Origin of the sequence: Streptomyces sp. SCSIO 30461, from assembly GCF_037023745.1 — a bacterium.
Taxonomy (GTDB): Bacteria; Actinomycetota; Actinomycetes; order Streptomycetales; family Streptomycetaceae; genus Streptomyces.
The window spans coordinates 4,955,045-4,978,297 of record NZ_CP146101.1 but is presented as its reverse complement, the minus strand read 5'-3'; the positions used below and the strand labels follow the sequence as shown (position 1 = coordinate 4,978,297).

Sequence of the window (23,253 nt, the reverse complement as noted above, 5' to 3'; positions counted from 1 at the left end):
GCCTCCGGGCGCCCGACCGACTTCCTGAGCACTCCGAGCATTCAGAGAAACGACGAGAGCCCTCCGCCATGTACGAGCTGTCCCGGGTACGCCTCTACTCCATCGGGCCTGCCGGTGCTCGCTACGCCGACACCGTGCTGGACCTGCGCGGGGTGGGCGGGCCGGTGCCCGACCCGGCCCCCACCCAGGCCGAGTTCTTCGAGGAGGAGCCGCTCGGCCCGCCGCGCCGGCCCGCTCCCGCCGGCGTCCTCTTCCTGGAGAACGGCGGCGGCAAGTCCGTACTGCTCAAGCTGATCTTCTCGGTGATGCTGCCCGGCCACCGCAACACCCTGGGCGGCGCCAGCTCCGGCGTGCTGCGCAAGTTCCTGCTGGCCGACGACTGCGGCCACGTCGCCCTGGAATGGCAGCACACCCTCACCGGTGAGCTGGTCGTCGTCGGCAAGGTCAGCGAGTGGCGCGGACGCCAGGTCTCCAACGACCCCCGCAAGTTCGCCGAGGCCTGGTACTCCTTCCGGCCCGGTGCCGGACTCAGCCTGGACTCCCTGCCCGTGGCCGAGGCCGGCACGGTCCGCCCGGCGGCCGAGGGAGCCTCCGGCGCCCGGGGCCGCCGCCGCACCATGAAGGGCTTCCGGGACGCGATCACCGACGCCGGAAAGGCGTACCCGCACCTCGACGTGTACTGGGAGGAGATCCACGACCGCTGGAACGAGCACCTCGGGGACATCGGGCTCGACCCCGAGCTCTTCCGCTACCAGCGCGAGATGAACGCCGACGAAGGCGAGGCGGCAGGTCTCTTCGCCGTCAAGAAGGACTCCGACTTCACGGACCTGCTGCTCCGTGCCGTCACCGACACCCGCGACACCGACGGGCTCGCCGACCTGGTCAGCGGTTTCGGCAACAAGCTGGGGCGGCGCGCCGAACTGACCGCGGAGCGCGACTTCACGGCGGGCTCCGTCGACCTGCTCGGACGGATCGTGGAGGCGGCCGAGACACGGGCCAGGGCGCGGGACATCCACGCCGGCGCCGAGCGCCGCACCCGCACGCTCGCCCGCAGGCTCTCCGCCCGCGCGGGCACCGAGCGCGCCCGCACAGCCGAGCTCGCCCGCCAGGTCACCGCCGCCGGCCACACCGTCACCGGGGCCGAGCAGGAGCGTGCCCGCAGCGCCATGATCGCGGCCGAACTGGCCTACCGGCACGCTTCGCTGGCACTCACCGCCGCCGAGAAGGGCGCCGCCGCGCAGCGCCGCGAGCTGACCGATGCCCGCACCCTGCACTCCGCCTGGCAGGCGGCCGAGGCCGTATTGAGGCACCGGGCCGCCGCGGACCGCTCCGCGCGGGTGGCCGCCGCCATCCGTGAGGCGGAGCGGGACGCCGCGCCCGCGCTGGCCGCCCGCGGCAAGGCCGCCGCCGACCTGGTCCGCGCCCTGCACACCGCCGCCGCGGACGGCGAACGCCTCGCCGACGAAGAGGAGGCGCGCTCCGCCACCCTCCAGGCAGCCGGCGAATCCGCCCACCGCGACGCCACCGCGGCCGCCACCGAGGCCCAGCGTGCGCGCAGCGAGGCAGGCCATCTTCGCCAGCGCCTCGTCGAGGTCGAGCAGGAGATGGCGGAGGCCGTCCGCGCGGGCTGGCTGGACGACACGGCCCCTGACGCCGACCCCGCCCGCGCCGCCCTTGCCGCGAGCGATGCGGAGAAGACGGCGGTCGCCGCGTGGGATACGGCCCGCGACGCGGCCAGGATCGCTGCCGACGGCGCCCGCGATGCCGCGGCCTCCGAAGCCCGTGCGGAGCTGGCCGCCGCCCGCGCGGCGGACGCGGCCCAGGCCGCCGAGCGCGCCCACGCCGCCGAGCGCCGCGCCGCCGCGTCCATCGCCGAGTCGGAACGACTCTCGGACCTGCTCAGCCTGCCCGCGGCGCCCGTGCCGGCCCCCGTCCCAGGCCCCCGGCGCGCCGACGGCACGCCCGGCGACCCCGCCGAGACGCCCGCGGGATCAGGGTCCGCCGATTCCGCTGCCGGTGCCCTTCCGGGCGAGGGGGTTCCGGACGGCGAGGGGGATGCCGGGCACACCCTCGACGACGCCGACACCACCACGGACTCGGTCCGGTCCGCCGGGAGCTTGTCCGCCCGGGACGACGCGGGCGACCCGGACGGCTGGGCACACCGGGTGCGCGTGCCAGGCCAGGGCGCGTCCACGGACCGACACCCCGGGGCGGCGGACGGGGCCGCCCCCGCAGGACGTGGCACCCGGCGGGGCCCGACGCGGTCCGCCGAAGGGCCGCTCAGCGCCGAGGAGCTGGACCGGTACGCGGACGAACTGAGCGCGCTGCTCGAACAGAGCGTCGCCACGGCCGAGCGCCAGCTCTTCGACCTCAGGACGGCCGCCGCCGACGACGCCCGAATCCTCGGCGCGCTCGGTGACGGAGGTCTGCTCCCTCCCGGCCCGGACGTGCTGGCGACCGTTGAGCTCCTCGGCGAGCACGGCATCCCGGCCCTGCCGGGTTGGCGGTACCTCGCCCAGGCCGTCGATCCCGCCGACCACTCGACGGTGCTCGACGCACGCCCCGAACTGGTCGACGGCGTCGTGATCACCGACCCCCTCTCGCACGCACGGGCGCGCGAGACGCTCTCCGCAGCGGCTCTGCTGCCGCGTTCCGCCGTCGCCGTCGGCACCGCGGCCGCCCTGCTCGCGCCCGTACCCGGGCCGAGCACGGGAACGGACAATCAGGTGTTCCTCGTACCACCGAACCCGGCCATGCACGACGAGCACGCCGCCGACGAGGAGCGCCAGGCGCTGCGTGCCCGGGCGACCACGCGCGACGAGGAGATCCGCGAGCTGGCGGCGCGCCTCGCGGAGGACCGGGCGCTCGCCGCGCGCCTCGCGTCCTGGCGCGTTGACTGCCCGACCGGGATGCTCGCCGATCTCGCCGAAGCCGCCCGGCGCGCCGGGCAGGCCGCCGAGGCTGCCGAGCAGGCGCTGACCGAGGCCCGGGCGGCGCGGGCCGAGGCTGACGAGTCCGCCGGTGAGGCCGCGACCGTACGCGATGAGCTCCAGGAGGCGGCACAGCGTGCCCGCCGTGCCGCCGATGCCCTGGCCGGGCTGGCGTTCCGGCTGAGGGAGCGGGCCGGTTGGCAGTCGAAACTGCGGGAACTCGCCGACGACGCCGCCGAATCCGATGCGCGGGCCGCCACCTGTCTGGAGCGGGCCCGAGCCGCGGACGAGGACCGCAGAGCCGCGCAGCGCGCCGCCGACGACGCCCACCGCACCGCCCGGGTGCTGCGCGCCGAGCGTGCTGAGATCGCCGGTGCGCCCGAGCAGCTACCCGACGCGGACCCCGACGCCCCGCGTGTCCCGCTGCCCGCGTTGCGCGAGGCCTACCGAGCCGCGTCCCAGCTGTACGAGAAGGTCGGCGTCGGCGCCGATCTGCGGGCCGAACAGGCCCGCGCCGAGAGCGACGAGAGCGCGGCTCTCGGCGAGCTGGACCGCCTCACCAACAAGGTCCGCACCAGGGCCGCCCAGCTCCTGGAAGGCACCGACGGCGCCGACGGACCATCCCGGCTGGCCGCGGCCGCCCGCGCCGAGGCTCTGGTGCAGATGCTGGAGACCCGAGCCTCGGAGGCGAGCGAGAAGCTCGGCAGGCTGCGCGGCGAGGCCGAACGCCTGGCCCCGGTCGACGGTGACGCTCACACCGAGCTGCCCGAAGAGCTGGTGCCCGCCGACGCCGAGCAGGCCCAGGCGCTGCTGCGATCCGCGACCTCCGAACTCGCCGTCCGCACGGAGGCGCTGGACACCGCACGCGAACGGCACAGCGAGCTGCTGCGTTCCCACCGCGCCGCCGAGGACGCCGCGGGCGGCTTCGACGAGACGGCGGCGCTGCTGCGCGATCTGCTCCGGGACCACGCGGACGAGGAGCACGACGAGCCCGAGCCCTACCCCGGCGGCCTGGACGAGGCCCGGCAGTCGGCCGCCGAGGCACGTCGTTCGCTGCGCGGCTGCTCATCCGATCTGACGGCCGCCGAGTCCGCCGTACGTGAGGCGAGCGACGTGCTGGTACGGCATGCAAACTCCTCCCGCTACGAGGCGGTCCGCACGCCCGCACGCCAGCAGATTCGGGAACTACCGGCTTCGGCCCTGCCCGAGCACGCGGCCAAGTGGGCGGACGCGTTCGCGCCGCGGCTGCGGGTGCTCACCGACGAGCTCGCCCAGCTGGAGCGCAATCGGGACTCCATCGTGGATCGGCTGCGCGGTCTGGTGGAGTCCGCTCTGACCACACTCCGCTCGGCCCAGCGGCTGTCCCGGCTGCCGGAAGGGCTCGGGGAGTGGTCAGGGCAGGAGTTCCTCCGTATCCGCTTCGATGAGCCCGACCAGGCGACTCTTGTCGAACGGCTCGGCGAGGTCATCGACGAAGCCACCAGGGCGGCGCTCAAGAAGAACTCCGATCTGCGCCGTGACGGGATGTCGCTGCTGCTGCGGGGTGTCCAGGCCGCGCTGCAGCCGAAGGGCGTCGCCGTGGAGATCCTCAAGCCGGACGCGGTGCTGCGCGCCGAGCGCGTGCCGGTCGGGCAGATGGGAGACGTGTTCTCGGGCGGGCAACTGCTCACCGCGGCGATCGCGCTGTACTGCACCATGGCGGCGCTGCGCAGCAACGACCGCGGCCGGGACAAGCACCGGCACGCCGGCACGCTGTTCCTGGACAACCCCATCGGCCGTGCCAACGCCACCTACCTGCTGGAGCTCCAGCGTGCCGTCTCGGATGCCCTCGGCGTGCAGCTGCTCTACACCACGGGTCTGTTCGACACGACGGCCCTCGCGGAGTTCCCTCTGGTGATCCGGCTGCGTAATGACGCGGACCTGCGGGCGGGGCTGAAGTACATCAGCGTCGAGGAACACCTGCGGCCCGGACTGCCGCAGCAGCGTGCCGACGGCGAGGCCGTGCACGGCGAGATCACAGCCACCCGTATGTTCCGGCGCGCACCGGAACAACGGGCAGACGCCGCCGACCAGTCGCGCCGGGCCGTGGACCGGCAACGGCAGGGCGTCGCCGACCAGCCGACGGAAGCGGACCGCCCCGAGGGGGGGGCCGGACGCAAGTCAGGCCTGAGACAGCCTGCCGCCCGCGCGCCCGCGCCGCCGTATCCGTGCGGCGGCACGGGCTGCGGTGCGTGCCGTCCGCTTGGCCTGGCGGCGCTCACGCCGCAACTGCCGTGCCGTGCTGCTCGGTACGGAGACCACTCCGTACCGCTGGTGCCACACCTGCCGTGTCACCCAGACATCCAGCACGGCCCAGGTCGCCACGACGGTACTGCCCACGCTGCTCAGCACCAGCGGGAACGCCAGCCATGAGCCCGTGACACTGAACAGGAACGCCATCACCGCCTGGGTCAGCGTCACCGCTGTCACGATCATGGCGCGCACCGCCGCGGTCCGCACCGGATCCGGCATCCGCCTGCGCGCCAGCGGATCCTCGACCCAGATGCTCCGCGGCGCACCCGACCCGTTGCCTGTATTCATCGTTCGCGCTCACTCCCCACCGCTGTCGGACTAGAGGGTGGCTGCCCGGATCCGGCCCGGTTAGGCAGGGGCACTCAGGCCCGTGCACCGGAACACTTCCTGCTCGGAAATCCCCCGTAACTCCTGTTCCCCATACGGAAAGACGTACGACGCGCCGGAAAGATTCCCCACAGAGGGGAGGATTCGAGTCATCCGCCAAGTAGCGGAACATTGCGTTCTACCTGGTGTCCTAGGCCACATCCGGGAAGCCCAACTCCTCGAATACCAGGACAAGCCATGATCAACACATCGTCACGCGGCCGAAAAAGGTCCGGACGCATCTTCGAGTTGTCACTCTGTCGGTAGTAGGCTCGCGCCGTTTCGTGACACAGACACTCGTGCCAGGCACGCGCTCGGTTCATGTCGCGGAGACGCGCGGACCTGCGTGAGCACACCGCCGCGCACGGACAAGCATGTCGGCGTACACAGCCGAATGTAGACGTACACAACCGTGCGCGGACACGAGCGGAACCACCACCCGCCCCCTCGTGGGCGCCGATCTGGGGGAGGCCATGCGCTTTCGCGGGACGTCCATCCGCAGGAAGATCGTGGCCTTGCTGCTGGTGCCGCTCTTGTCGCTCACCGCGCTCTGGGGATTCGCGACCGTCATCACCGGCCAGGAAGCCCGGCAGCTCATGGACATGAGCCGCCTCATCGACGATCTCGACACCCCGGTCGAAGCCACCGTCCGAGCCATCCAGCACGAACGCCGTCTGACACTGGTCTATCTGGCCGACCCGCGCGCTTCCGACAGCCTGGTGACACTGCGCCGCCAACGCGCGGCGACCGATGCCGCGGTCTCGTCGCTGCGCGAGCGCGCGCGCCAGGCCGACTCGCGCGACGTGATGCGCCCGGACGTGGCGCAGCGACTGGACTCGCTGCTCGGTGCGTTCGACGGTCTCGACTCGCTGCGCGTCCATGTCGAGCAGAACTCCATCACCCGGTTCGACGCGCTCGACTACTACGACGGAGTCGTCGATCCCTGCTACACCTTCCTCACCTCGCTCCACGCGCTGGAGGACGTGGAACTCGAGAAGCAGGGCCGTGCCCTCGTCGGTGTCTCCCGCGCCCGCGAACTGCTGTCCCGCGAGGACGCGCTGCTGACCTCTGCACTGATCACCCGCAAGATCACCGCCGACGAGATCCGCGCTGTCACCGACATGGTCGCCAACCGCACTCTGCTCTACGAGATCAGTCTTGAACTCCTCCCTCCATCCCAGCGTGAGGGCCTCGCACGGTACTGGAGTGACCCGAACGCCCAGTCCCTGCGCGAAGCCGAGGAACGGCTCATAGCCGACGGGCCCGCCAAGAACCCCCGGGCCGTCGACGCGCAGAGCTGGGAGGAGCTGAGCGGTGCCGTGCTGAGCGATCTGGCCCGGCTGAACACGGATGCGGGCGATCGATACCAACAGCGGTTCGAGCCCGTCGCCTACGGCGTGTTGCTCAAGGCGGGCGTCGCCGGCGTGGCGGGCTTCCTCGCCCTGCTGATCTCCGTCGTCGTGTCCGTCCGGATCGGCCGCGACCTGGTGCGCTCGCTGTCCAGGCTCCGCAAGGAAGCGCACGAGGTCTCCGGAGTCCGACTGCCCAGCGTGATGCGCCGGCTTGCCGCGGGCGAGAGCGTGGACGTCGAGACCGAGGCACCGCGCCTTGAGCAGGGCATCGACGAGCAGGGCGCCAAGGGTGCCAGGGACGAGATCCGTCAGGTCGCGCAGGCTCTGAACACCCTTCAGCGGGCCGCCGTCGAAGCCGCGGTCAAGCAGGCCGACATGCGCCGCGGCGTCTCCGAGGTCTTCGTCAACCTCGCCCGCCGCAACCAGGTGCTGTTGCACCGCCAGCTGACCCTCCTCGACACCATGGAACGGCGCACGGAGGACACCGAGGAACTCGCGGAGCTCTTCCGCCTCGACCACCTCACGACCCGTATGCGCCGGCACGCCGAGGGCCTGGTGATCCTTTCCGGCGCCGCGCCCTCCCGCCAGTGGCGCAAGCCCATCCAGCTCATGGACGTGGTCAGGGCCGCGGTCTCCGAGGTCGAGGACTACGAGCGAGTGGAGGTGCGCAGGCTGCCCCGGATCGGCGTGGCAGGCCCGGCCGTTGCCGACCTCACCCATCTGATCGCCGAACTGCTGGAGAACGCCACCGTCTTCTCACCACCGCACACCGGCGTCCAGGTGCACGGCGAGCGCGTCGCCAACGGCTTCACCCTGGAGATCCACGACCGGGGCCTCGGTATGACCCCTGAAGCACTCCTGGACGCGAACCTACGGCTCGCTGAGACCCCGGAGTTCGAGCTCTCCGACACCGACCGCCTCGGTCTGTTCGTGGTGAGTCGGCTCGCTCAGCGGCAGAATGTGCGGGTGTCCCTCCAACCGTCCCCGTACGGCGGGACCACGGCAGTGGTCTTCATCTCGGCCGCCCTGCTCACCGATGCCCCGGACACCGAGGGCACCGGCTTCCGCCTGGACCGCAGGAACGATCGCCAGCCCGTCGGCCCGGGCCGGGACCACGCACGCCGCCGAACGGACGACGGCAAGGTCACAGCACTCTCGCGTGGCACCGCGGGTCGCATCGGCCCCGTGGTGCTCGACGGACCCGTCGAACTCGAAGCCCCGGTGGGCACCTTGGGCGACGAGGACCGACCGATCCGCACAGGCGACGACGCGAAGTCGGGCACCGGGGTGAACACCGGCACCGTGAACGACACCGGTATCGGAAACGGCGACATCGAGGACACCGAGAGCGAGCGCGGCGGGCTGTTCCGTGCCCGTGGCTTCCTGCGGCCGTCCACCGGCGAACAGCACCAGCAGGCCGCGGACCAGCTTCCGCAGCGCCATCGCGCTCAGGGTCGGCGTCTCACAGGGCCGACGCCGCTGCCACGGCGCAAGCCACCGACACTCGTCACCGACCATGGACGCAGGGTGGACGAGCCGGGCCGGGGCCACCCGCCGCTGGGGCGCCCCGCGGATCCGACGGCGAACGGTTCGGCGGCTGACCGGGCACCCCACCCGGACCCGGTCAGGGAACAGCGGCAGCAGCCCGCCTCCCCGGCCACCCGGCGTCCGCCGTCCCCGATCACGGGCCAAGAGGCGGTGTCGCTCGGCGGGCTGCCCCGTCGGGTACGGCAGGCAAGCCTCGCTCCGCAACTGCGCCGGGAAGCGGACCCGTCTGGTGGCACAGAGAGCGGGGACCTCAGTACCGGACCGTCCGGAGGTGCGCCGGATGTCGAACGGGACGCCGAAGAAGTACGCGATCGCATGGCCTCGTTGCAACGCGGCTGGCAGCGCGGACGTCGCCAGAACGCCGAGGACGCCGCCACCGGCGGGCCGGCGCAGGGAACCACATCGGAGGGGAACGGTCGATGACCGCACCGAACGCCGCAGCGAACGACATCACCAGGGGCAGCGGGCTCGACTGGCTCCTTGACGAGCTGGTCGACCGGGTCGGATCCATCCGCAAGGCGCTCGTGCTCTCCGGCGACGGCCTCGCGACCGGTTCGTCCAGGGACCTCACGCGTGAGGACAGCGAGCACCTGGCGGCGGTCGCCTCCGGGTTCCACAGCCTCGCCAAGGGCGTCGGCCGGCACTTCGACGCCGGAGCGGTCCGGCAGACCGTCGTCGAACTCGACGATGCCTTCCTCTTCGTCACGGCGGCGGGTGACGGAAGCTGCCTCGCCGTGCTGTCCGACGCCGATTCCGATGTCGGACAGGTCGCCTACGAGATGACGCTGATGGTGAAGAAGGTGGGCGCCCACCTTGCCACGGCACCCAGGAGCGGGCTGACTTCCGGAGGGTGAGTGCAAATGAGATGAACGACGCCGGACAGCACATCCAGGGGCTCGGGAGGCCCAGACCGACCGAGCCGGGCGCCGAAACCCCGGAAGCGCGGCAGCGACACCACTGGTTCGACGACGAAGCCGGACCAGTGGTGCGTCCGTACGCGATGACCCGGGGCCGCACCAGCAGCACGACCAGGCAGCGGCTCGATCTGATCGCACTCGTCGTCCCCGAGGCGGGTGCGAACGATCCGGGCACGGACCAGACGCTGTCGCCCGAGCACGTCGATATCATCGACCGCTGCAGCATCATTCCCCAGTCGATCGCCGAGCTCGCGGCGGGTCTTGACCTGCCCGTGGGCGTGGTCAGGGTCCTCGTCGGCGACCTTGTCGAGGGCGCACTGGTCCATGTAACCCGTCCCGTTCCACCGGCCGAGCTGCCGGACGTAAGCATTCTCCGTGAGGTGATCGATGGTCTTCGGGCGCTCTAGCCGTGAAGAGATGCCGCTGCCGGTCGAACCGGTGACTCTCAAGCTCCTGGTGGCGGGCGGCTTCGGGGTCGGCAAGACGACTCTCGTCGGTGCGGTCAGCGAGATCAAACCGTTGCGCACCGAGGAGACCCTCAGCGAGGCGGGACGTCCCGTCGACGATCTGGACGGGGTGGAGTCGAAGAGAACCACCACCGTCGCCATGGACTTCGGCCGGATCACCCTGCGCGATGACCTGGTGCTCTACCTCTTCGGCACACCGGGCCAGGACCGCTTCTGGTTCCTCTGGGACGAACTGGCGCATGGCGCGCTCGGGGCCGTCGTGCTCGTGGACACCCGCCGGCTTGAGGACTCGTTCGCGGCCATCGACTACTTCGAGCGCCGGGGGATTCCGTTCACCATCGGCGTCAACTGCTTCGAGGACGCCGACCGCTTCTCCACGGAGACCGTACGGGCGGCGCTCGACCTCGATCCCGAGGTGCCGCTGATGATGTGCGACGCACGTGACCGTGAGTCGGTCAAGTCGGTGTTGGTGTCGGTGGTCGAGCACGCCCTGGTCTGGTCCACGCGCCGGCACGAGGCAGCCACTACCTGAGTGTCACGGGCCCGTATCCCGCTGCCGCCGGAGGTACGGGCCCGTGGCGCGGAGGGTCAGCGCACGGCGACGACTGCCGAACCGTGCCCGAACAGCCCTTGGTTCGCGGTGATACCGGCCCGGGCACCGGCCACTTGCCGGTCACCCGCCGCGCCGCGCAACTGCCAGGTCAGCTCGCAGACCTGGGCGATCGCCTGAGCCGGCACCGCCTCACCGAAGGACGCGAGGCCGCCGCTCGGGTTCACCGGGATGCGCCCGCCGATGGCCGTGGCGCCCTCTCGCACCAGCTTGGCACCCTCCCCTTCCGCGCACAGCCCGATGTCCTCGTACCACTCCAGCTCCAGAGCGGTGGACAGGTCGTACACCTCGGCCAGTGCAAGCTCCTCGGGCCCGATTCCCGCCTCCTCGTAGGCGGCGCGGGCGATCGAGGCACGGAAGCCGAGTGCCGGTGGAGCGACCGCGGCGGCCGAGTCGGTGGCGATGTCGGGCAGATCGATCACGGTCCGGGGATACACCGGTGTCACGGTCGAGACGGCGCGGATCCGCACCGGATCGGGGACCCCGTGCCGACGGGCGTAGTCGAGGCTCGACAGGACGAGTGCCGCTCCTCCGTCCGATGTGGCGCAGATGTCCAGCAACCGCAGCGGGTCGGCGACGACGGCCGACGCCGCGACTTCCTCGGCGCTCACCGCGGTCCGGTACCTGGCCAGCGGATTGAGCGCTCCCGCGGCCGCGTTCTTCACCTTGACCTGTGCGAAGTCCTCCGGAGTGTCGCCGTACACCGCCATGCGGCGGCGGGCGAAGAGGCCGAAGTACGCCGGATTGGTCGCGCCAAGCACACGGAAGCGCAGCCAGTCCGGATCGTCCGGGCGGTCGCCCCCGGCAGGGGCGAAGAACCCCTTGGGAGCGGAGTCGGCCCCCACGACCAGGACCACATCCGCGAGTCCCGACAGGATCTGGGCGCGGGCCGTGCCGATGGCCTGGGCCCCGGAGGCGCACGCCGCGTACACACTGGTCACCCTGGCGCCCTGCCAGCCCAGTGCCTGTGCGAACGTGGCACCGGCGACGTAGCCCGGATAGCCGGCTCGCACGGTGTCCGCTCCGACCACAGACCGGACCTGCCGCCAGTCGACACCCGCGTCCGCCAGGGCTGCCCTGGCCGCGACACTGCCGTACTCCACGAAACTCCGGCCCCATTTGCCCCAGGGATGCATTCCGGCTCCGAGGACCGCGACATCGCCCGTCATCGGGTACCCACCGGACGCCACCACCAGGTCGTCCATACGGTCCGCTCGTCCTCGTTCAGGATCCCGGGCACCACCTCGACCTCCGTTCCGACGGCGAGATCGGCGATCGTCACCCCGGGAGCGGCCTGGCCGAGTACGACCATCCGCTCCTCGGCGAGTTCGACCGCGACGAGTGTGTACGGCCGCCACTCCTCCGAGGCATCGGAGACATACGGCGCGGGTGGGCGGTATCGCCCGTCCGTGCAGGACCAGACCAGTCCGCTTTTGGACAACGGCACCTCCGTCAAGTCTCCGCCCCGGCAGTCCGGATTGCGGCACGCCGTGTCCTCGCGTGGGAAGAACACCGAGGAGCAGGCGGTGCATCGGGTGCCGAGCAGCCGGAACGAGCGCCGGGCGGCCTCCTCGTCCGCACTGCCGTCGGCGCCGGCGTCGGTGAACCATCCAGCCACCACCGGTGTGCGTGTGCGTGCCACGGTCCGACTCCTTCCCGTGAACGTCCTTCTCTCATTTCATTTCTGATGGAGTGTCAGAATTCTGCCATGAAAAGACGCCTGCGGACAGACAGGACCTGGTGCCGCGTCAGGCGACGTTTGCGCGTGAGGGAGCGGCGTCCGGCGCACGGGGTCTCCCCGGGTTCTCGCAGGCGAAGCTCTGGGGGAGTCGCGACGGGGTGGACCTTGCCTGACGTGGCACCAGCCCTCCCAGCGGTGGGAATCGTCAACCTCCGCGAGGAATCGTGGCGTTTCACCCTCGCAGCGGAACGGTTCCCTGACACCGACCACGACTTCCCGGTGTGCTGGATCTCGCCGATCCGGCCCTGAGAGCCCGGTCCCGCGTTACAGTCCGGCATGTGACCGAGCCTCGCGAGCCTCAGGCAGCCGTGTCCCGCACGGGCAGCGCCGTGCCCGTCCGGGACTCCCACTGTTCGAGCTGTGGGACCCGCTATCCGCAGGACATCACGGGTTGGCCCCGTCTCTGCGTCCACTGCGGCGACACCATCTACCGCAACCCTCTCCCGGTCGCCGTCGCCCTCCTCCCGGCCACCACGGCACACGGCACCGGACTCGTCGTCATCACACGGACCATCGAGCCCCGGTGCGGCGAGATCGCGCTGCCGGGCGGTTTCATCGACCACGCCGAGGAGTGGCAGCGCGCCGTCGTCCGCGAGCTGCGCGAAGAGACCGGCATCGAAGCCGACGACCGGGACGTCCGGCTGGCCGACGCGCTGAGCTCCCCCGGCGGCCACCTGCTGCTGTTCGGGCTGCTCCCGGAGTGCCGCGCGGACCGGCTCCCGCACTCCGCGCCGACCGACGAGACCGAGGGCTGGCACCTGCTCCACAAGCCCGCCGAGCTCGCCTTCCCACTGCACACGCTCGCCGTACGCCGCTGGTTCGCAGGCGACTACGCCTAGCGGCAGCCGTAGGTCCTTCGCTTGGATCTCGCCCGGACCCGGGCCCGCGCGTCCTGGAACCGCTCGCTGATCCGATCTGGCAAAGCACTACCGGGTCTGCCCCCTCAGCCGCACCGGCCGACTCGCCTCCACCACTCCGTGCGCCGTCACGAGCTCCACCACCACCCGTTCACCGGCCAGCCGCGAGGTGTACCGCTCCACGTCGAGCCGCTCCGCCTCAGGCCGCTCGCCCTGAGGACGTCCGGCCTCGGCCCGTGCGGACACACCGCCGCAGTCCCCGGCCACAGGCCCGCCGCCGGGGCGCCCCGCCACCGGCGCCCATACCTCCAGCTCGACACCGCCGTCCGCACCGCGCACCGGAAGCACCGCACCCGCCCGTGCCAGCACCGGAATCCGCGACAGCGGCGCGTCCAGCAGCACCTGTCCCGGCCCCTCGTGCGCCCTCCCCGTCACCGTGTCGTACCAGCGCCCGCGCGGCAGCCGCACCGCCCGCCGGTCCGCCCCCGGTTCCAGCACCGGCGCGACCAGCAGCGCGTCGCCCAGCAGAAAGGCGTCCTCGCAGTCCCGCAGCGCACGGTCCCGCGGCGCGTTCCACCACACAGGGCGCACATACGGCGCGCCTGTCAGCCGTGCCAGATGAGCCAGGGTGACGAAGTACGGGCGCAGCCGCTCCCGTTCCAGCAGCGCCGCCCGCGCATGACCGAGTACCTCAGGACCGAACTCCCACGGCTCCCTGCGGCCCGCGTCGATCGCCGAATGCGTCCGGAACAGCGGCAGGTACGCGCCCAGCTGGAACCAGCGCAGATACAGCTCAGGCGATGGGCTCCCATCGAAACCGCCCACGTCAGGACCCGAATACGGCACCCCGCACAGCCCCAGTCCGATCACCAGGGACAGCGCGGCCCGCAGCCCCGGCCACCCGGTCGACACATCCCCGGACCAGGTCCCGCCGTACCGCTGCATCCCCGCCCAGCCGGAGCGCGAGAACAGGAAGGGCCGTTCTTCGGGCCGCAGCCGTCGCAGTCCCTCGTAGCCCGCACGCGCCATCGCCAGTCCGTACACATTGTGGCCCTCGCGATGGTCGCCGCCACGCCCCTCCATGGAGTGCCGGGCCGAGCAGGGCAGCGTCGTATCGCCGAAGGCCGCGAAGGAGACGGGCTCGTTCATGTCATGCCACACCCCCGCGAAGCCCTGTGCCAGACGCTCCGCGTAGAGCCCGCCCCACCAGTCGCGCACCCGGGGGTCCGTGAAGTCCGGATAGACGCACTCACCCGGCCACACCACCCCCCGCACCCGCCTGCCCCGGGTGTCCCGCACGAAGGCGTCGGCCGCCGAACCGCTCTCGTATACCGCGTTCCCCGGCTCCTCCTTGACCGCCGGATCGACGATCGACACCAGTTTCACGCCATCCTCGTCCAGGTCCCGCGCGAGCCCCGGCAGATCGGGGAAGCGCTCCCGGTCGACGGTGAACACCCGATGACCGTCGTAGTGGTCGATGTCGAGATGCAGCGCGGACAGCGGAAGCCCGTGGTCCCGGTAGCCCGCCACCACCCGGCGTACCTCCCTGGCACTTCCGAAACCCCAGCGGGCGTGCTGCGGGCCCAGCGCCCACGACGGGGGCACCGCGGGGGCGCCGGTGAGGCCCGTCCAGGTGCGCAGCAGACGCGTCGGCGTCCCCACCACCACCCAGCAGCGGAGCGGACCACCGCTCGCCCGGACCTCCAGCGTGCCCGGCAGGTCATGACCCGAGCCCGCACCCTCCTCCCCCTCGCGCAGCACGATGCTGCCGTCCCAGGTGTTGTCGTAGAACGCCAGATGAGTGCCCGCGTCCGCGACCACCACCTGCACGGGCATGGTGATGTACAGCGGATCGTCACCCGGCCCGAAACCACCCCCGGGGTCCGTGTTCCACATCCGGTACGTGCCGTCCCGCAGCCGTGGCCCCGCCGAGCGCCCGCCCAGCCCGAAGAACCGAGCGTCCGCACCCACCTCGGCGCGCTGCGACCAGCGCGCCGAGCCCCCTGCCACCGGTTCCCACCAGCGCGGCGGCAGGTCCCTGCGCAGCACCACCCCACCCGGAGTGCGGACCTCCACAGCCCCGTGGCGCGACACCGCCACAGTCACCCGCTGGGAAACGACCCGCCAGCCGCCGTCCTTGTCCGGCTCCAGCTCGGCGCGCGGATCCACGGCCGGCGGAGGACCCGCCAACGCGTACGAGGGCTCGGGCTCCGCGCCGTCCCAGCCCCAGAAAACACTGCCGTCCACCGCCACCCGCACCCTCAGCCGGGAGCGCGCGAAGCGCACCACCCCGCCGCCCGGCAAAGGCTCGGCACCGACGCCCGTACCCGGCACCCGTGCCCGCTCGGCACCTCGCGGCGGCAGACCCCAGGCGTCCGTACGTCTGCGGCGCCATGCCGAACGCACCGCCCGCAGGCCCCGCACCGCCCCGAACACCTTCACCGAGCGCACCAGCTCCCGACCGTCCATGCCGCTCACCCTGCCATCCGCCGGGGCGACGGCGAGGACGGTTCAACTCCCGTTCACCCACGCCAGGAGAGCGGGGCAGGCGCACCGTGCCCCGTCCGCCACCGGCCCACCACGAGCGGGGAACCCTGGCGCGCAAGACGATCACATGGCATCGTCCCTGTCAGCAGCAGCCGCGTCACGCGCACACCCATGCCCGTGTGCGGGACACACGCCCACACGCGTACACGCACGACAGACACAGCCGCCGGGAGACGCCCCATGACCGCAAGCCCTGCCCCGCTCTGGCAGCCCGACGCCGACCGCGTCGCGGCAGCCCGGATCACCCGGTTCCAGACCTGGGCCGCGGAGCGGTACGGAGCCCCGGCCGGCGGAGGCTACGCGGCACTGCACCGCTGGTCCGTGGACGAACTGGAGACCTTCTGGCGGGCGGTCGCCGACTGGTTCGACGTACGGTTCTCCACCCCGTACGAGCAGGTCATCGGTGACCGCTCCATGCCCGGAGCCCGATGGTTCACCGGCGCCACCCTCAACTACGCCGAGCATGCACTGCGCGCCGCCGAAGACCCCGCTCGTGCCCATGAGCCGGCGCTGATCCATGTGGACGAGACCCAGGAGATGTCCCCGATCAGCTGGTCCGAGCTGCGCCGCCAGGTCGGTGCGCTCGCCGCGGAGCTGCGCGCCCTCGGCGTACGCCCGGGCGATCGGGTCAGCGGCTACCTACCCAACATCCCGGAGGCGGTGACCGCTCTCCTCGCCGCCGCCGCCGTCGGCGCGGTCTGGACCTCCTGCGCCCCCGACTTCGGGGCCCGCAGCGTCCTGGACCGCTTCCAGCAGGTCGAACCGGTCGTCCTGTTCACCGTCGACGGCTACCGCTACGGCGGCAAGGAACACGATCGCCGCGAGACGGTCGCCGAACTGCGCCGCGAACTGCCCACCCTGCGCGCCGTCGTCCACATCCCCCTGCTCGGCAGCCCCGCCCCCGACGGCGCCCTGTCCTGGGCCGACCTGGTCTCCGCGGACTCCGAGGCCGACCGGTCAGCCGAACCGGTCTTCGAGCAGGTCCCGTTCGACCACCCGCTGTGGGTCCTGTACTCATCCGGTACCACCGGCCTCCCCAAGGCCATCGTCCAGTCCCAGGGCGGCATCCTGCTCGAACACTTCAAGCAGCTCGGCCTGCACTGCGACCTCGGCCCCGGTGACCGCTTCTTCTGGTACACCTCCACCGGCTGGATGATGTGGAACTTCCTCGTCTCCGGCCTGCTCACCGGCACCACCGTCATCCTGTACGACGGCAGTCCCGGCTACCCCGGCACCGGCGCTCAGTGGGCCATCGCCGAACGCACCGGCGCCACTCTCTTCGGTACGTCGGCCGCCTATGTGATGGCCTGCCGCAAAGCCGGACTGCACCCAGGGCGCGACCACGACCTCTCCCGCGTCCAGTGCGTCGCGACCACCGGCTCCCCCCTGCCACCCGACGGCTTCCGCTGGCTACACGACGAGGTCCGTGAAGACCTGTGGATCGCGTCCGTCAGCGGCGGCACCGACGTGTGCAGCTGCTTCGCCGGAGCCGTACCCACCCTTCCGGTCCACATCGGCGAACTCCAGGCCGCCTGCCTCGGCACCGACCTCCAGGCCTGGGACCCGCAGGGCAAGGCCGTCACCGGCGAAGTCGGCGAGCTCGTCGTCACCAACCCCATGCCCTCCATGCCGATCCACTTCTGGAACGACCCGGACGGCAGCCGCTACCGGGACAGCTACTTCGAGACATACCCGGGTGTCTGGCGGCACGGCGACTGGATCACCATCACCGACCACGGTTCGGTCGTCATCCACGGCCGCTCCGACTCCACACTCAACCGCCAAGGCGTCCGCATGGGCTCCGCCGACATCTACGAAGCCGTCGAACGGCTCCCCGAGATCCGCGAGTCCCTCGTCATCGGCCTCGAAGAACCGAACGGCGGCTACTGGATGCCGCTCTTCGTCCATCTCGCCCCCGGCGCCACCCTCGACGACGACCTCCGCGAGCGCGTCAAGCGCACCATCCGCGAACAGCTGTCCCCGCGTCACGTCCCCGACGACATCATCGAAGTCCCCGCCATCCCGCACACCCTGACCGGCAAGCGGATCGAAGTCCCCGTCAAGCGCCTCCTCCAGGGCACACCCCTCGCCAAGGCGGTCAATCCCGGATCGGTCGACGACATCGACCTGCTCCGGTTCTACGAGGATCTGGCTCGTACCCGCGCCTGACCACGGTTCGCCCCGGTCCCGCCCTGTTTGTCAGTGCTCACGGTTACGGTGAGTGAGCACTGATCAGCAGGGCTCACGGGGACCAGGGGAACCATGACCAGCACCGGACACCACCGCACGCACAAGCGCCGCGCCCGCGACACGGCCGAAGCGCGCTCACCGAAGCCATCACCGCGCCGCGCCCTGCGGCGCGACGTGCCGACCACCGTGGGCCTGCTCGTGGACGAGCGGGACTTCACCGCCATGCGGAACTACCGCAGCTTCACCTTCGCCGACCATGCCGACTATCTGCACCACGTCGAGGGCCTGCTCAGAGCGCTCTCCGAACAGGGCGGCCACACCGCCGTGGCGCTTTTCGACCCGGAGGAATTCGCCCACTACTGCACCGAGACCGGTCTCGACCCGGACAGCTCCGCCAGCCGCAGCCGCTTCACGGCGGAAGTCGCTGCCCGGGCCCCACCGTCGCCTACACCGGCCAGCCCATCCAGCACCTCGTGCCCCTGCTCATCGACCACTCTGCCCGGCAGGCCACCTGGGAGTACGCGACCTCCCTGCTGAACGATCTGGGAGCCTGCGCCGGCTGCGGCGATGACATCGGACGCGCCGCCTTCGACCAGGCCTCGGAGCTGCTGCTGCGACTGCTCGCGTACGCGGGCCCCGGAACACACCACCTGGTGTGCAGTGTGCCCGCCGACGGCGAACAGCTCTTGGCCGCCCTCGACGTCGTGTCCGATCGGGCGAGCCCGGCCGTATTCGACTCCTCCCGAGGAGCGGAGTTCGTCGCCGTGCTCGCCGCGGGCCTCGCACTCGAAGGCCCCGGGGGACTGGTGCTGAGGACCTGCACCGACGACGCGCCTGACCAGCTGCGGGGCTGGCGCCTCCGAAACGGCGGGCTGTTTCCGCTGACAGAGGGCGAGGTCTTCAGCGCCTACTGCACGGACGCCGACACCGGGGAGCCGATCTCCCCGGATCCGCATGCCGAATACCGAGCCGGCTTCGACCTCGGCGACCCACCTGGCAGCAGCCCACACGACTGAACCGGAGGCAACGACACCGGGGGCTCCCCGTCGGCGCGGGCAGCCCCCTGGAAACCCCGAGCGGCCCGGCTACTCCCCGGAGAGCACTCCTTGGGCCGCTGCCCTGGCCTCAGCTGCACCATCGGCGGCCCGGGCGGCCGATGCGGCCCGCTCACACTGCGCCAACGTGTACTTCGCCAGTGCCGCACGCACATAGGGGATCGACGCCGCACCCATCGACAGAGAGGAAACCCCGAGGCCCGCAAGCACACACGCGAGCAGCGGGTCCGAAGCCGCCTCGCCACACACACCGCAGCCCTTCCCCCCGGCCCGCGCCGCCTCCGCCGCCACAGAGACCAGATCGAGCAGCGCGGGCTGCCACGGATCGTGGAGCCGCGACACCGCACCCACCTGCCGGTCGGCTGCGAACGTGTACTGCGCCAGGTCATTGGTGCCCAAGGACAGGAACTCCACTTCCTTGAGCACCGAACGCGCCCGCAAGGCGGCCGAGGGGATCTCGACCATCACGCCGAACTTCGCCTCCAACCCCACCTCACGGCATGCCCGCGCGAACGCCCTGGCATCGGCGCGGTCCGCCACCATCGGCGCCATCACCTCCAGGTACACCGGCAGGCCCTCGGCAGCCTTCGACAACGCCCTCAGCTGCGTCCTCAGCACCTCGGGGTGATCAAGCAACGCGCGCAGCCCGCGCACGCCCAGCGCCGGATTCGGTTCGTCGGACGGCGTCAGGAAGTCAAGCGGCTTGTCCGCACCGGCGTCCAGTACCCGCACGACCACCCGACGCTCGGGGAACGCCTCCAGCACCTCGCGGTACACCTCGACCTGCCTCGCCTCCGACGGCGCCGCGGTGCTGTCGTCCAGGAACAGGAACTCGGTCCGGAACAGCCCGACCCCTTCGGCCCCGGCCGCGACAGCAGCCGGCACGTCGGCCGGTCCGCCGATGTTGGCCAGCAGCGGCACCTTGTGTCCGTCGGAGGTCGCGCCCGGACCCGTTGCCGCACCCAGCGCGGCCTTACGCTCCGCAGCCACCCGCGCCAGCTCCGCACGCTCATCGGCACCGGGTTCCACGAACACCTCGCCCGTGCTGCCGTCGACCGCGATGACCGTGCCCTCGCCCAGCTCGCAGGCCCCGGTCAGCGCCACCACCGCCGGCACCCCCAGTGCCCGCGCCAGAATCGCGCTGTGACTCGTCGGGCCACCTTCCTCGGTGACGAATCCCAGCACCAGGCCGGGATCGAGCAATGCCGTGTCGGCCGGCGCGAGATCCCGGGCGATCAGCACATACGGCTCGTCGCTGTCCGGCACACCCGGCATGGGCACACCGAGCAGCCGCGCGACGATCCGATTGCGTACGTCATCCAGGTCGGCGACCCGCCCGGCCAGGTACTCCCCGGCGCCCGAAAGCAGTGCCCGGTACGCGGAGAGCGCGTCGTAGACCGCACGTTCGGCCGTACTTCCGACCGCGATCCGACGCTCCACATCGGCCATCAGTTCGGGATCCTGCGCCATCAGGGCCTGTGCCTCCAGGACATGCTGGGCCTCGCCCCCCGCCAGATGCCCACGCGCGTTCAGATCGGCAGCCACCGCTTTGACGGCCTGGCGAGCCCGTCCCTGCTCCCGCTGCGCCTCCGCCACCGGAATCTGCTTCGCCGGCGGCTCCAGCAAGGCGGTCCCCATGTGCCGTACCTGCCCGATCGCCACCCCATGGCTCACGCCGAGGCCCCGCAGCGTTGTCTTCATCTCAGCTCCAGCTGAACAACTCGTCGCCGATCTTCACATCCCCATCTTCGCGGAGCCCGTCCAGAGACCCGGCAGCACCCTCGAGCGCCACCACGGGGCAGATGGGCGACTTGCCTGCCTCTTCGACCGCCTGCGGGTTCCAGCGGATGACGGCCTGGCCCCGGGCCACCGTGTCTCCCTTGTTGATGAGCAGCTCGAAGCCTGCCCCGTTGAGCTGGACGGTGTCGATGCCCAGATGGATCAGCACGCCGTGCCCTTCGCGGTCCACGACGACGAAGGCGTGCGGATGAAGAGAGACGACGATGCCGTCCACGGGTGACACGGCCTCGGAAAGCTCACGTGGGGGGTCGATCGCCATTCCTGGACCGACCATCGCTCCGGAGAACACCGGATCTGGCACGGCAGCCAAACCGATCACACGGCCGGGCAGCGGCGACGTCACGACTGTCATGGGGAGCCTCCCAGGATGGACGGCGTGCTGCCTTCGAGCGTATGCCACCGGAAGTTCAGGTTCCGCCTGAGCGCCGGTAGTTGACGGTACGGCTCGCATGACGGGGCCGATTTGCCTCACTCGTGGGTGGCATGTACTGTCGTAGATCTGCCTGGCCGCGAGCGCCACTATGAGCCCGCAGGTGGGCAGCACCTTTGAAGCTTGATCCTCATCACTGATCGAAACCACTGATCTCAAGCAGGGCACAGTTTTGTGTGCTCACACGCTGACGAAAGTGGATCGGTCAGAGAGCAGGGAAAAGGCTGATATGGTTTGACCGCCGGAAAGGGAAATCGCGAAAGCGAAAGAACGGTCCGGCAGCCCGCTCCAGCGGGTGGCGGAAACGGAAATCGGATCTGCTAAGCTGGAAACACCGAAGGGAAGCGCCTGGAGGAAAGCCTCGGAGAATGTTCCGTGGGTGAGTACGAAGGAAGCGTCCGTTCCTTGAGAACTCAACAGCGTGCCAAAAATCAACGCCAGATTAGTTGATACCCCGTCCATCCGGTTCGGATGGTCGAGGTTCCTTTGAAAAAACACAGCGAGGACGCTGTGTGCGATCGGGACTATTCCTCCTGGTCGCACCGCTCTCGTGGTGTTCGCCCCGATTACGGGGAAGCATTCACGGAGAGTTTGATCCTGGCTCAGGACGAACGCTGGCGGCGTGCTTAACACATGCAAGTCGAACGATGAAGCCTTTCGGGGTGGATTAGTGGCGAACGGGTGAGTAACACGTGGGCAATCTGCCCTGCACTCTGGGACAAGCCCTGGAAACGGGGTCTAATACCGGATACCACTCTCCTCCGCATGGGGGAGGGTTGAAAGCTCCGGCGGTGCAGGATGAGCCCGCGGCCTATCAGCTTGTTGGTGGGGTGATGGCCTACCAAGGCGACGACGGGTAGCCGGCCTGAGAGGGCGACCGGCCACACTGGGACTGAGACACGGCCCAGACTCCTACGGGAGGCAGCAGTGGGGAATATTGCACAATGGGCGAAAGCCTGATGCAGCGACGCCGCGTGAGGGATGACGGCCTTCGGGTTGTAAACCTCTTTCAGCAGGGAAGAAGCGAGAGTGACGGTACCTGCAGAAGAAGCGCCGGCTAACTACGTGCCAGCAGCCGCGGTAATACGTAGGGCGCGAGCGTTGTCCGGAATTATTGGGCGTAAAGAGCTCGTAGGCGGCTTGTCGCGTCGGATGTGAAAGCCCGGGGCTTAACTCCGGGTCTGCATTCGATACGGGCAGGCTAGAGTGTGGTAGGGGAGATCGGAATTCCTGGTGTAGCGGTGAAATGCGCAGATATCAGGAGGAACACCGGTGGCGAAGGCGGATCTCTGGGCCATTACTGACGCTGAGGAGCGAAAGCGTGGGGAGCGAACAGGATTAGATACCCTGGTAGTCCACGCCGTAAACGTTGGGAACTAGGTGTTGGCGACATTCCACGTCGTCGGTGCCGCAGCTAACGCATTAAGTTCCCCGCCTGGGGAGTACGGCCGCAAGGCTAAAACTCAAAGGAATTGACGGGGGCCCGCACAAGCAGCGGAGCATGTGGCTTAATTCGACGCAACGCGAAGAACCTTACCAAGGCTTGACATATATCGGAAACGGCCAGAGATGGTCGCCCCCTTGTGGTCGGTATACAGGTGGTGCATGGCTGTCGTCAGCTCGTGTCGTGAGATGTTGGGTTAAGTCCCGCAACGAGCGCAACCCTTGTTCTGTGTTGCCAGCATGCCCTTCGGGGTGATGGGGACTCACAGGAGACTGCCGGGGTCAACTCGGAGGAAGGTGGGGACGACGTCAAGTCATCATGCCCCTTATGTCTTGGGCTGCACACGTGCTACAATGGCCGGTACAAAGAGCTGCGAAGCCGCGAGGCGGAGCGAATCTCAAAAAGCCGGTCTCAGTTCGGATTGGGGTCTGCAACTCGACCCCATGAAGTCGGAGTTGCTAGTAATCGCAGATCAGCATTGCTGCGGTGAATACGTTCCCGGGCCTTGTACACACCGCCCGTCACGTCACGAAAGTCGGTAACACCCGAAGCCGGTGGCCCAACCCCTTGTGGGAGGGAGCTGTCGAAGGTGGGACTGGCGATTGGGACGAAGTCGTAACAAGGTAGCCGTACCGGAAGGTGCGGCTGGATCACCTCCTTTCTAAGGAGCATTTCTTACCGGCTTCGGTCGGTCAGAGGCCAGAACA

14 protein-coding genes, 1 rRNA gene and 1 pseudogene are annotated in these 23,253 nt (G+C 70.3%); 10 read left to right on the top strand and 6 right to left on the bottom strand.

Going from position 1 to position 23,253, the window contains the following annotated elements; genetic code table 11:
• The first annotated feature begins 68 nt into the window (after positions 1 to 68).
• The 6 genes from V1460_RS22190 (at position 69) to V1460_RS22165 (ending at position 10,404) form a co-directional block, all read left to right on the top strand.
• Positions 69 to 5,342 carry a hypothetical protein gene (locus tag V1460_RS22190; RefSeq protein WP_338675374.1) on the top strand — a complete coding sequence of 1,758 codons (5,274 nt, stop codon included), beginning with the start codon at positions 69 to 71 and terminating at the stop codon, positions 5,340 to 5,342.
• Between the two features lie 4 nt (positions 5,343 to 5,346).
• On the top strand, positions 5,347 to 5,544 hold the full coding sequence (locus tag V1460_RS22185; RefSeq protein ID WP_338675373.1) for a hypothetical protein: 198 nt from the start codon (positions 5,347 to 5,349) through the stop codon (positions 5,542 to 5,544).
• Positions 5,545 to 6,061: 517 nt separating this feature from the next.
• Positions 6,062 to 8,911 carry a nitrate- and nitrite sensing domain-containing protein gene (locus V1460_RS22180; protein WP_338675372.1) on the top strand — a complete coding sequence of 950 codons (2,850 nt, stop codon included), beginning with the start codon at positions 6,062 to 6,064 and terminating at the stop codon, positions 8,909 to 8,911.
• On the top strand, positions 8,908 to 9,342 hold the full coding sequence (locus V1460_RS22175; protein WP_338675371.1) for a roadblock/LC7 domain-containing protein: 435 nt from the start codon (positions 8,908 to 8,910) through the stop codon (positions 9,340 to 9,342). The genes V1460_RS22180 and V1460_RS22175 overlap by 4 nt, the downstream gene beginning before the upstream one ends.
• A gap of 11 nt (positions 9,343 to 9,353) precedes the next feature.
• The gene (locus V1460_RS22170; RefSeq protein ID WP_338675370.1) at positions 9,354 to 9,812 is read left to right on the top strand and encodes a DUF742 domain-containing protein; all 459 of its coding nucleotides are present in this window, start codon (positions 9,354 to 9,356) and stop codon (positions 9,810 to 9,812) included.
• Positions 9,793 to 10,404, top strand: a complete 612-nt coding sequence (locus V1460_RS22165) for an ATP/GTP-binding protein (protein WP_338675369.1) — start codon at positions 9,793 to 9,795, stop codon at positions 10,402 to 10,404. The genes V1460_RS22170 and V1460_RS22165 overlap by 20 nt, the downstream gene beginning before the upstream one ends.
• A gap of 56 nt (positions 10,405 to 10,460) precedes the next feature.
• Here the strand turns inward: V1460_RS22165 and V1460_RS22160 are convergent, their stop codons facing one another.
• Together V1460_RS22160 and V1460_RS22155 are read right to left on the bottom strand one after the other, a co-directional pair.
• Positions 10,461 to 11,651 (bottom strand): lipid-transfer protein, encoded by a 1,191-nt coding sequence (locus V1460_RS22160; RefSeq protein ID WP_338678150.1) that lies wholly within the window; start codon positions 11,649 to 11,651, stop codon positions 10,461 to 10,463.
• The gene (locus V1460_RS22155) at positions 11,648 to 12,124 is read right to left on the bottom strand and encodes a zinc ribbon domain-containing protein (protein WP_338675368.1); all 477 of its coding nucleotides are present in this window, start codon (positions 12,122 to 12,124) and stop codon (positions 11,648 to 11,650) included. The genes V1460_RS22160 and V1460_RS22155 overlap by 4 nt, the downstream gene beginning before the upstream one ends.
• Positions 12,125 to 12,531: 407 nt before the next feature.
• Between V1460_RS22155 and V1460_RS22150 the strand changes: the two genes are divergently transcribed.
• Positions 12,532 to 13,062 carry an NUDIX domain-containing protein gene (locus tag V1460_RS22150; RefSeq protein WP_338678148.1) on the top strand — a complete coding sequence of 177 codons (531 nt, stop codon included), beginning with the start codon at positions 12,532 to 12,534 and terminating at the stop codon, positions 13,060 to 13,062.
• A gap of 87 nt (positions 13,063 to 13,149) precedes the next feature.
• Here V1460_RS22150 and V1460_RS22145 read toward each other — a convergent pair whose 3' ends face one another.
• Complete coding sequence (locus V1460_RS22145) at positions 13,150 to 15,549, bottom strand: TIM-barrel domain-containing protein (RefSeq protein ID WP_338675367.1); 2,400 nt, start codon at positions 15,547 to 15,549, stop codon at positions 13,150 to 13,152.
• Between the two features lie 258 nt (positions 15,550 to 15,807).
• Between V1460_RS22145 and V1460_RS22140 the strand changes: the two genes are divergently transcribed.
• Together V1460_RS22140 and V1460_RS22135 are read left to right on the top strand one after the other, a co-directional pair.
• Positions 15,808 to 17,796, top strand: coding sequence for an acetoacetate--CoA ligase (locus tag V1460_RS22140; protein ID WP_338675366.1), 1,989 nt, complete (start codon positions 15,808 to 15,810; stop codon positions 17,794 to 17,796).
• Between the two features lie 93 nt (positions 17,797 to 17,889).
• Positions 17,890 to 18,833: pseudogene (locus V1460_RS22135) on the top strand (hypothetical protein).
• Between the two features lie 69 nt (positions 18,834 to 18,902).
• Here the strand turns inward: V1460_RS22135 and ptsP are convergent.
• From ptsP to V1460_RS22120, 3 genes are all read right to left on the bottom strand, one after another.
• Positions 18,903 to 20,573, bottom strand: coding sequence for a phosphoenolpyruvate--protein phosphotransferase (gene ptsP / locus V1460_RS22130; protein WP_338675365.1), 1,671 nt, complete (start codon positions 20,571 to 20,573; stop codon positions 18,903 to 18,905).
• A gap of 1 nt (position 20,574) precedes the next feature.
• On the bottom strand, positions 20,575 to 21,024 hold the full coding sequence (locus V1460_RS22125) for a PTS glucose transporter subunit IIA (protein WP_338675364.1): 450 nt from the start codon (positions 21,022 to 21,024) through the stop codon (positions 20,575 to 20,577).
• A gap of 258 nt (positions 21,025 to 21,282) precedes the next feature.
• The gene (locus tag V1460_RS22120) at positions 21,283 to 21,564 is read right to left on the bottom strand and encodes a hypothetical protein (RefSeq protein ID WP_338675363.1); all 282 of its coding nucleotides are present in this window, start codon (positions 21,562 to 21,564) and stop codon (positions 21,283 to 21,285) included.
• Positions 21,565 to 21,681: 117 nt separating this feature from the next.
• Here V1460_RS22120 and V1460_RS22115 point away from each other — a divergent pair.
• Positions 21,682 to 23,207: ribosomal RNA gene (locus tag V1460_RS22115) — 16S ribosomal RNA — on the top strand.
• The last annotated feature ends 46 nt before the right edge of the window (positions 23,208 to 23,253 follow it).

Bases quoted from the DNA above. Each gene is read 5' to 3' on its own strand.
- V1460_RS22190 (WP_338675374.1), top strand. From the start codon at position 69: ATGTACGAGCTGTCCCGGGTACGCCTCTACTCCATCGGGCCTGCCGGT.
- V1460_RS22160 (WP_338678150.1), bottom strand. From the start codon at position 11,651: ATGACGGGCGATGTCGCGGTCCTCGGAGCCGGAATGCATCCCTGGGGC.
- V1460_RS22125 (WP_338675364.1), bottom strand. From the start codon at position 21,024: ATGACAGTCGTGACGTCGCCGCTGCCCGGCCGTGTGATCGGTTTGGCT.
- V1460_RS22145 (WP_338675367.1), bottom strand. From the start codon at position 15,549: ATGGACGGTCGGGAGCTGGTGCGCTCGGTGAAGGTGTTCGGGGCGGTG.
- ptsP (WP_338675365.1), bottom strand. From the start codon at position 20,573: ATGAAGACAACGCTGCGGGGCCTCGGCGTGAGCCATGGGGTGGCGATC.
- V1460_RS22170 (WP_338675370.1), top strand. From the start codon at position 9,354: ATGAACGACGCCGGACAGCACATCCAGGGGCTCGGGAGGCCCAGACCG.
- V1460_RS22120 (WP_338675363.1), bottom strand. From the start codon at position 21,564: ATGGACGGGGTATCAACTAATCTGGCGTTGATTTTTGGCACGCTGTTG.
- V1460_RS22165 (WP_338675369.1), top strand. From the start codon at position 9,793: ATGGTCTTCGGGCGCTCTAGCCGTGAAGAGATGCCGCTGCCGGTCGAA.
- V1460_RS22140 (WP_338675366.1), top strand. From the start codon at position 15,808: ATGACCGCAAGCCCTGCCCCGCTCTGGCAGCCCGACGCCGACCGCGTC.
- V1460_RS22180 (WP_338675372.1), top strand. From the start codon at position 6,062: ATGCGCTTTCGCGGGACGTCCATCCGCAGGAAGATCGTGGCCTTGCTG.
- V1460_RS22175 (WP_338675371.1), top strand. From the start codon at position 8,908: ATGACCGCACCGAACGCCGCAGCGAACGACATCACCAGGGGCAGCGGG.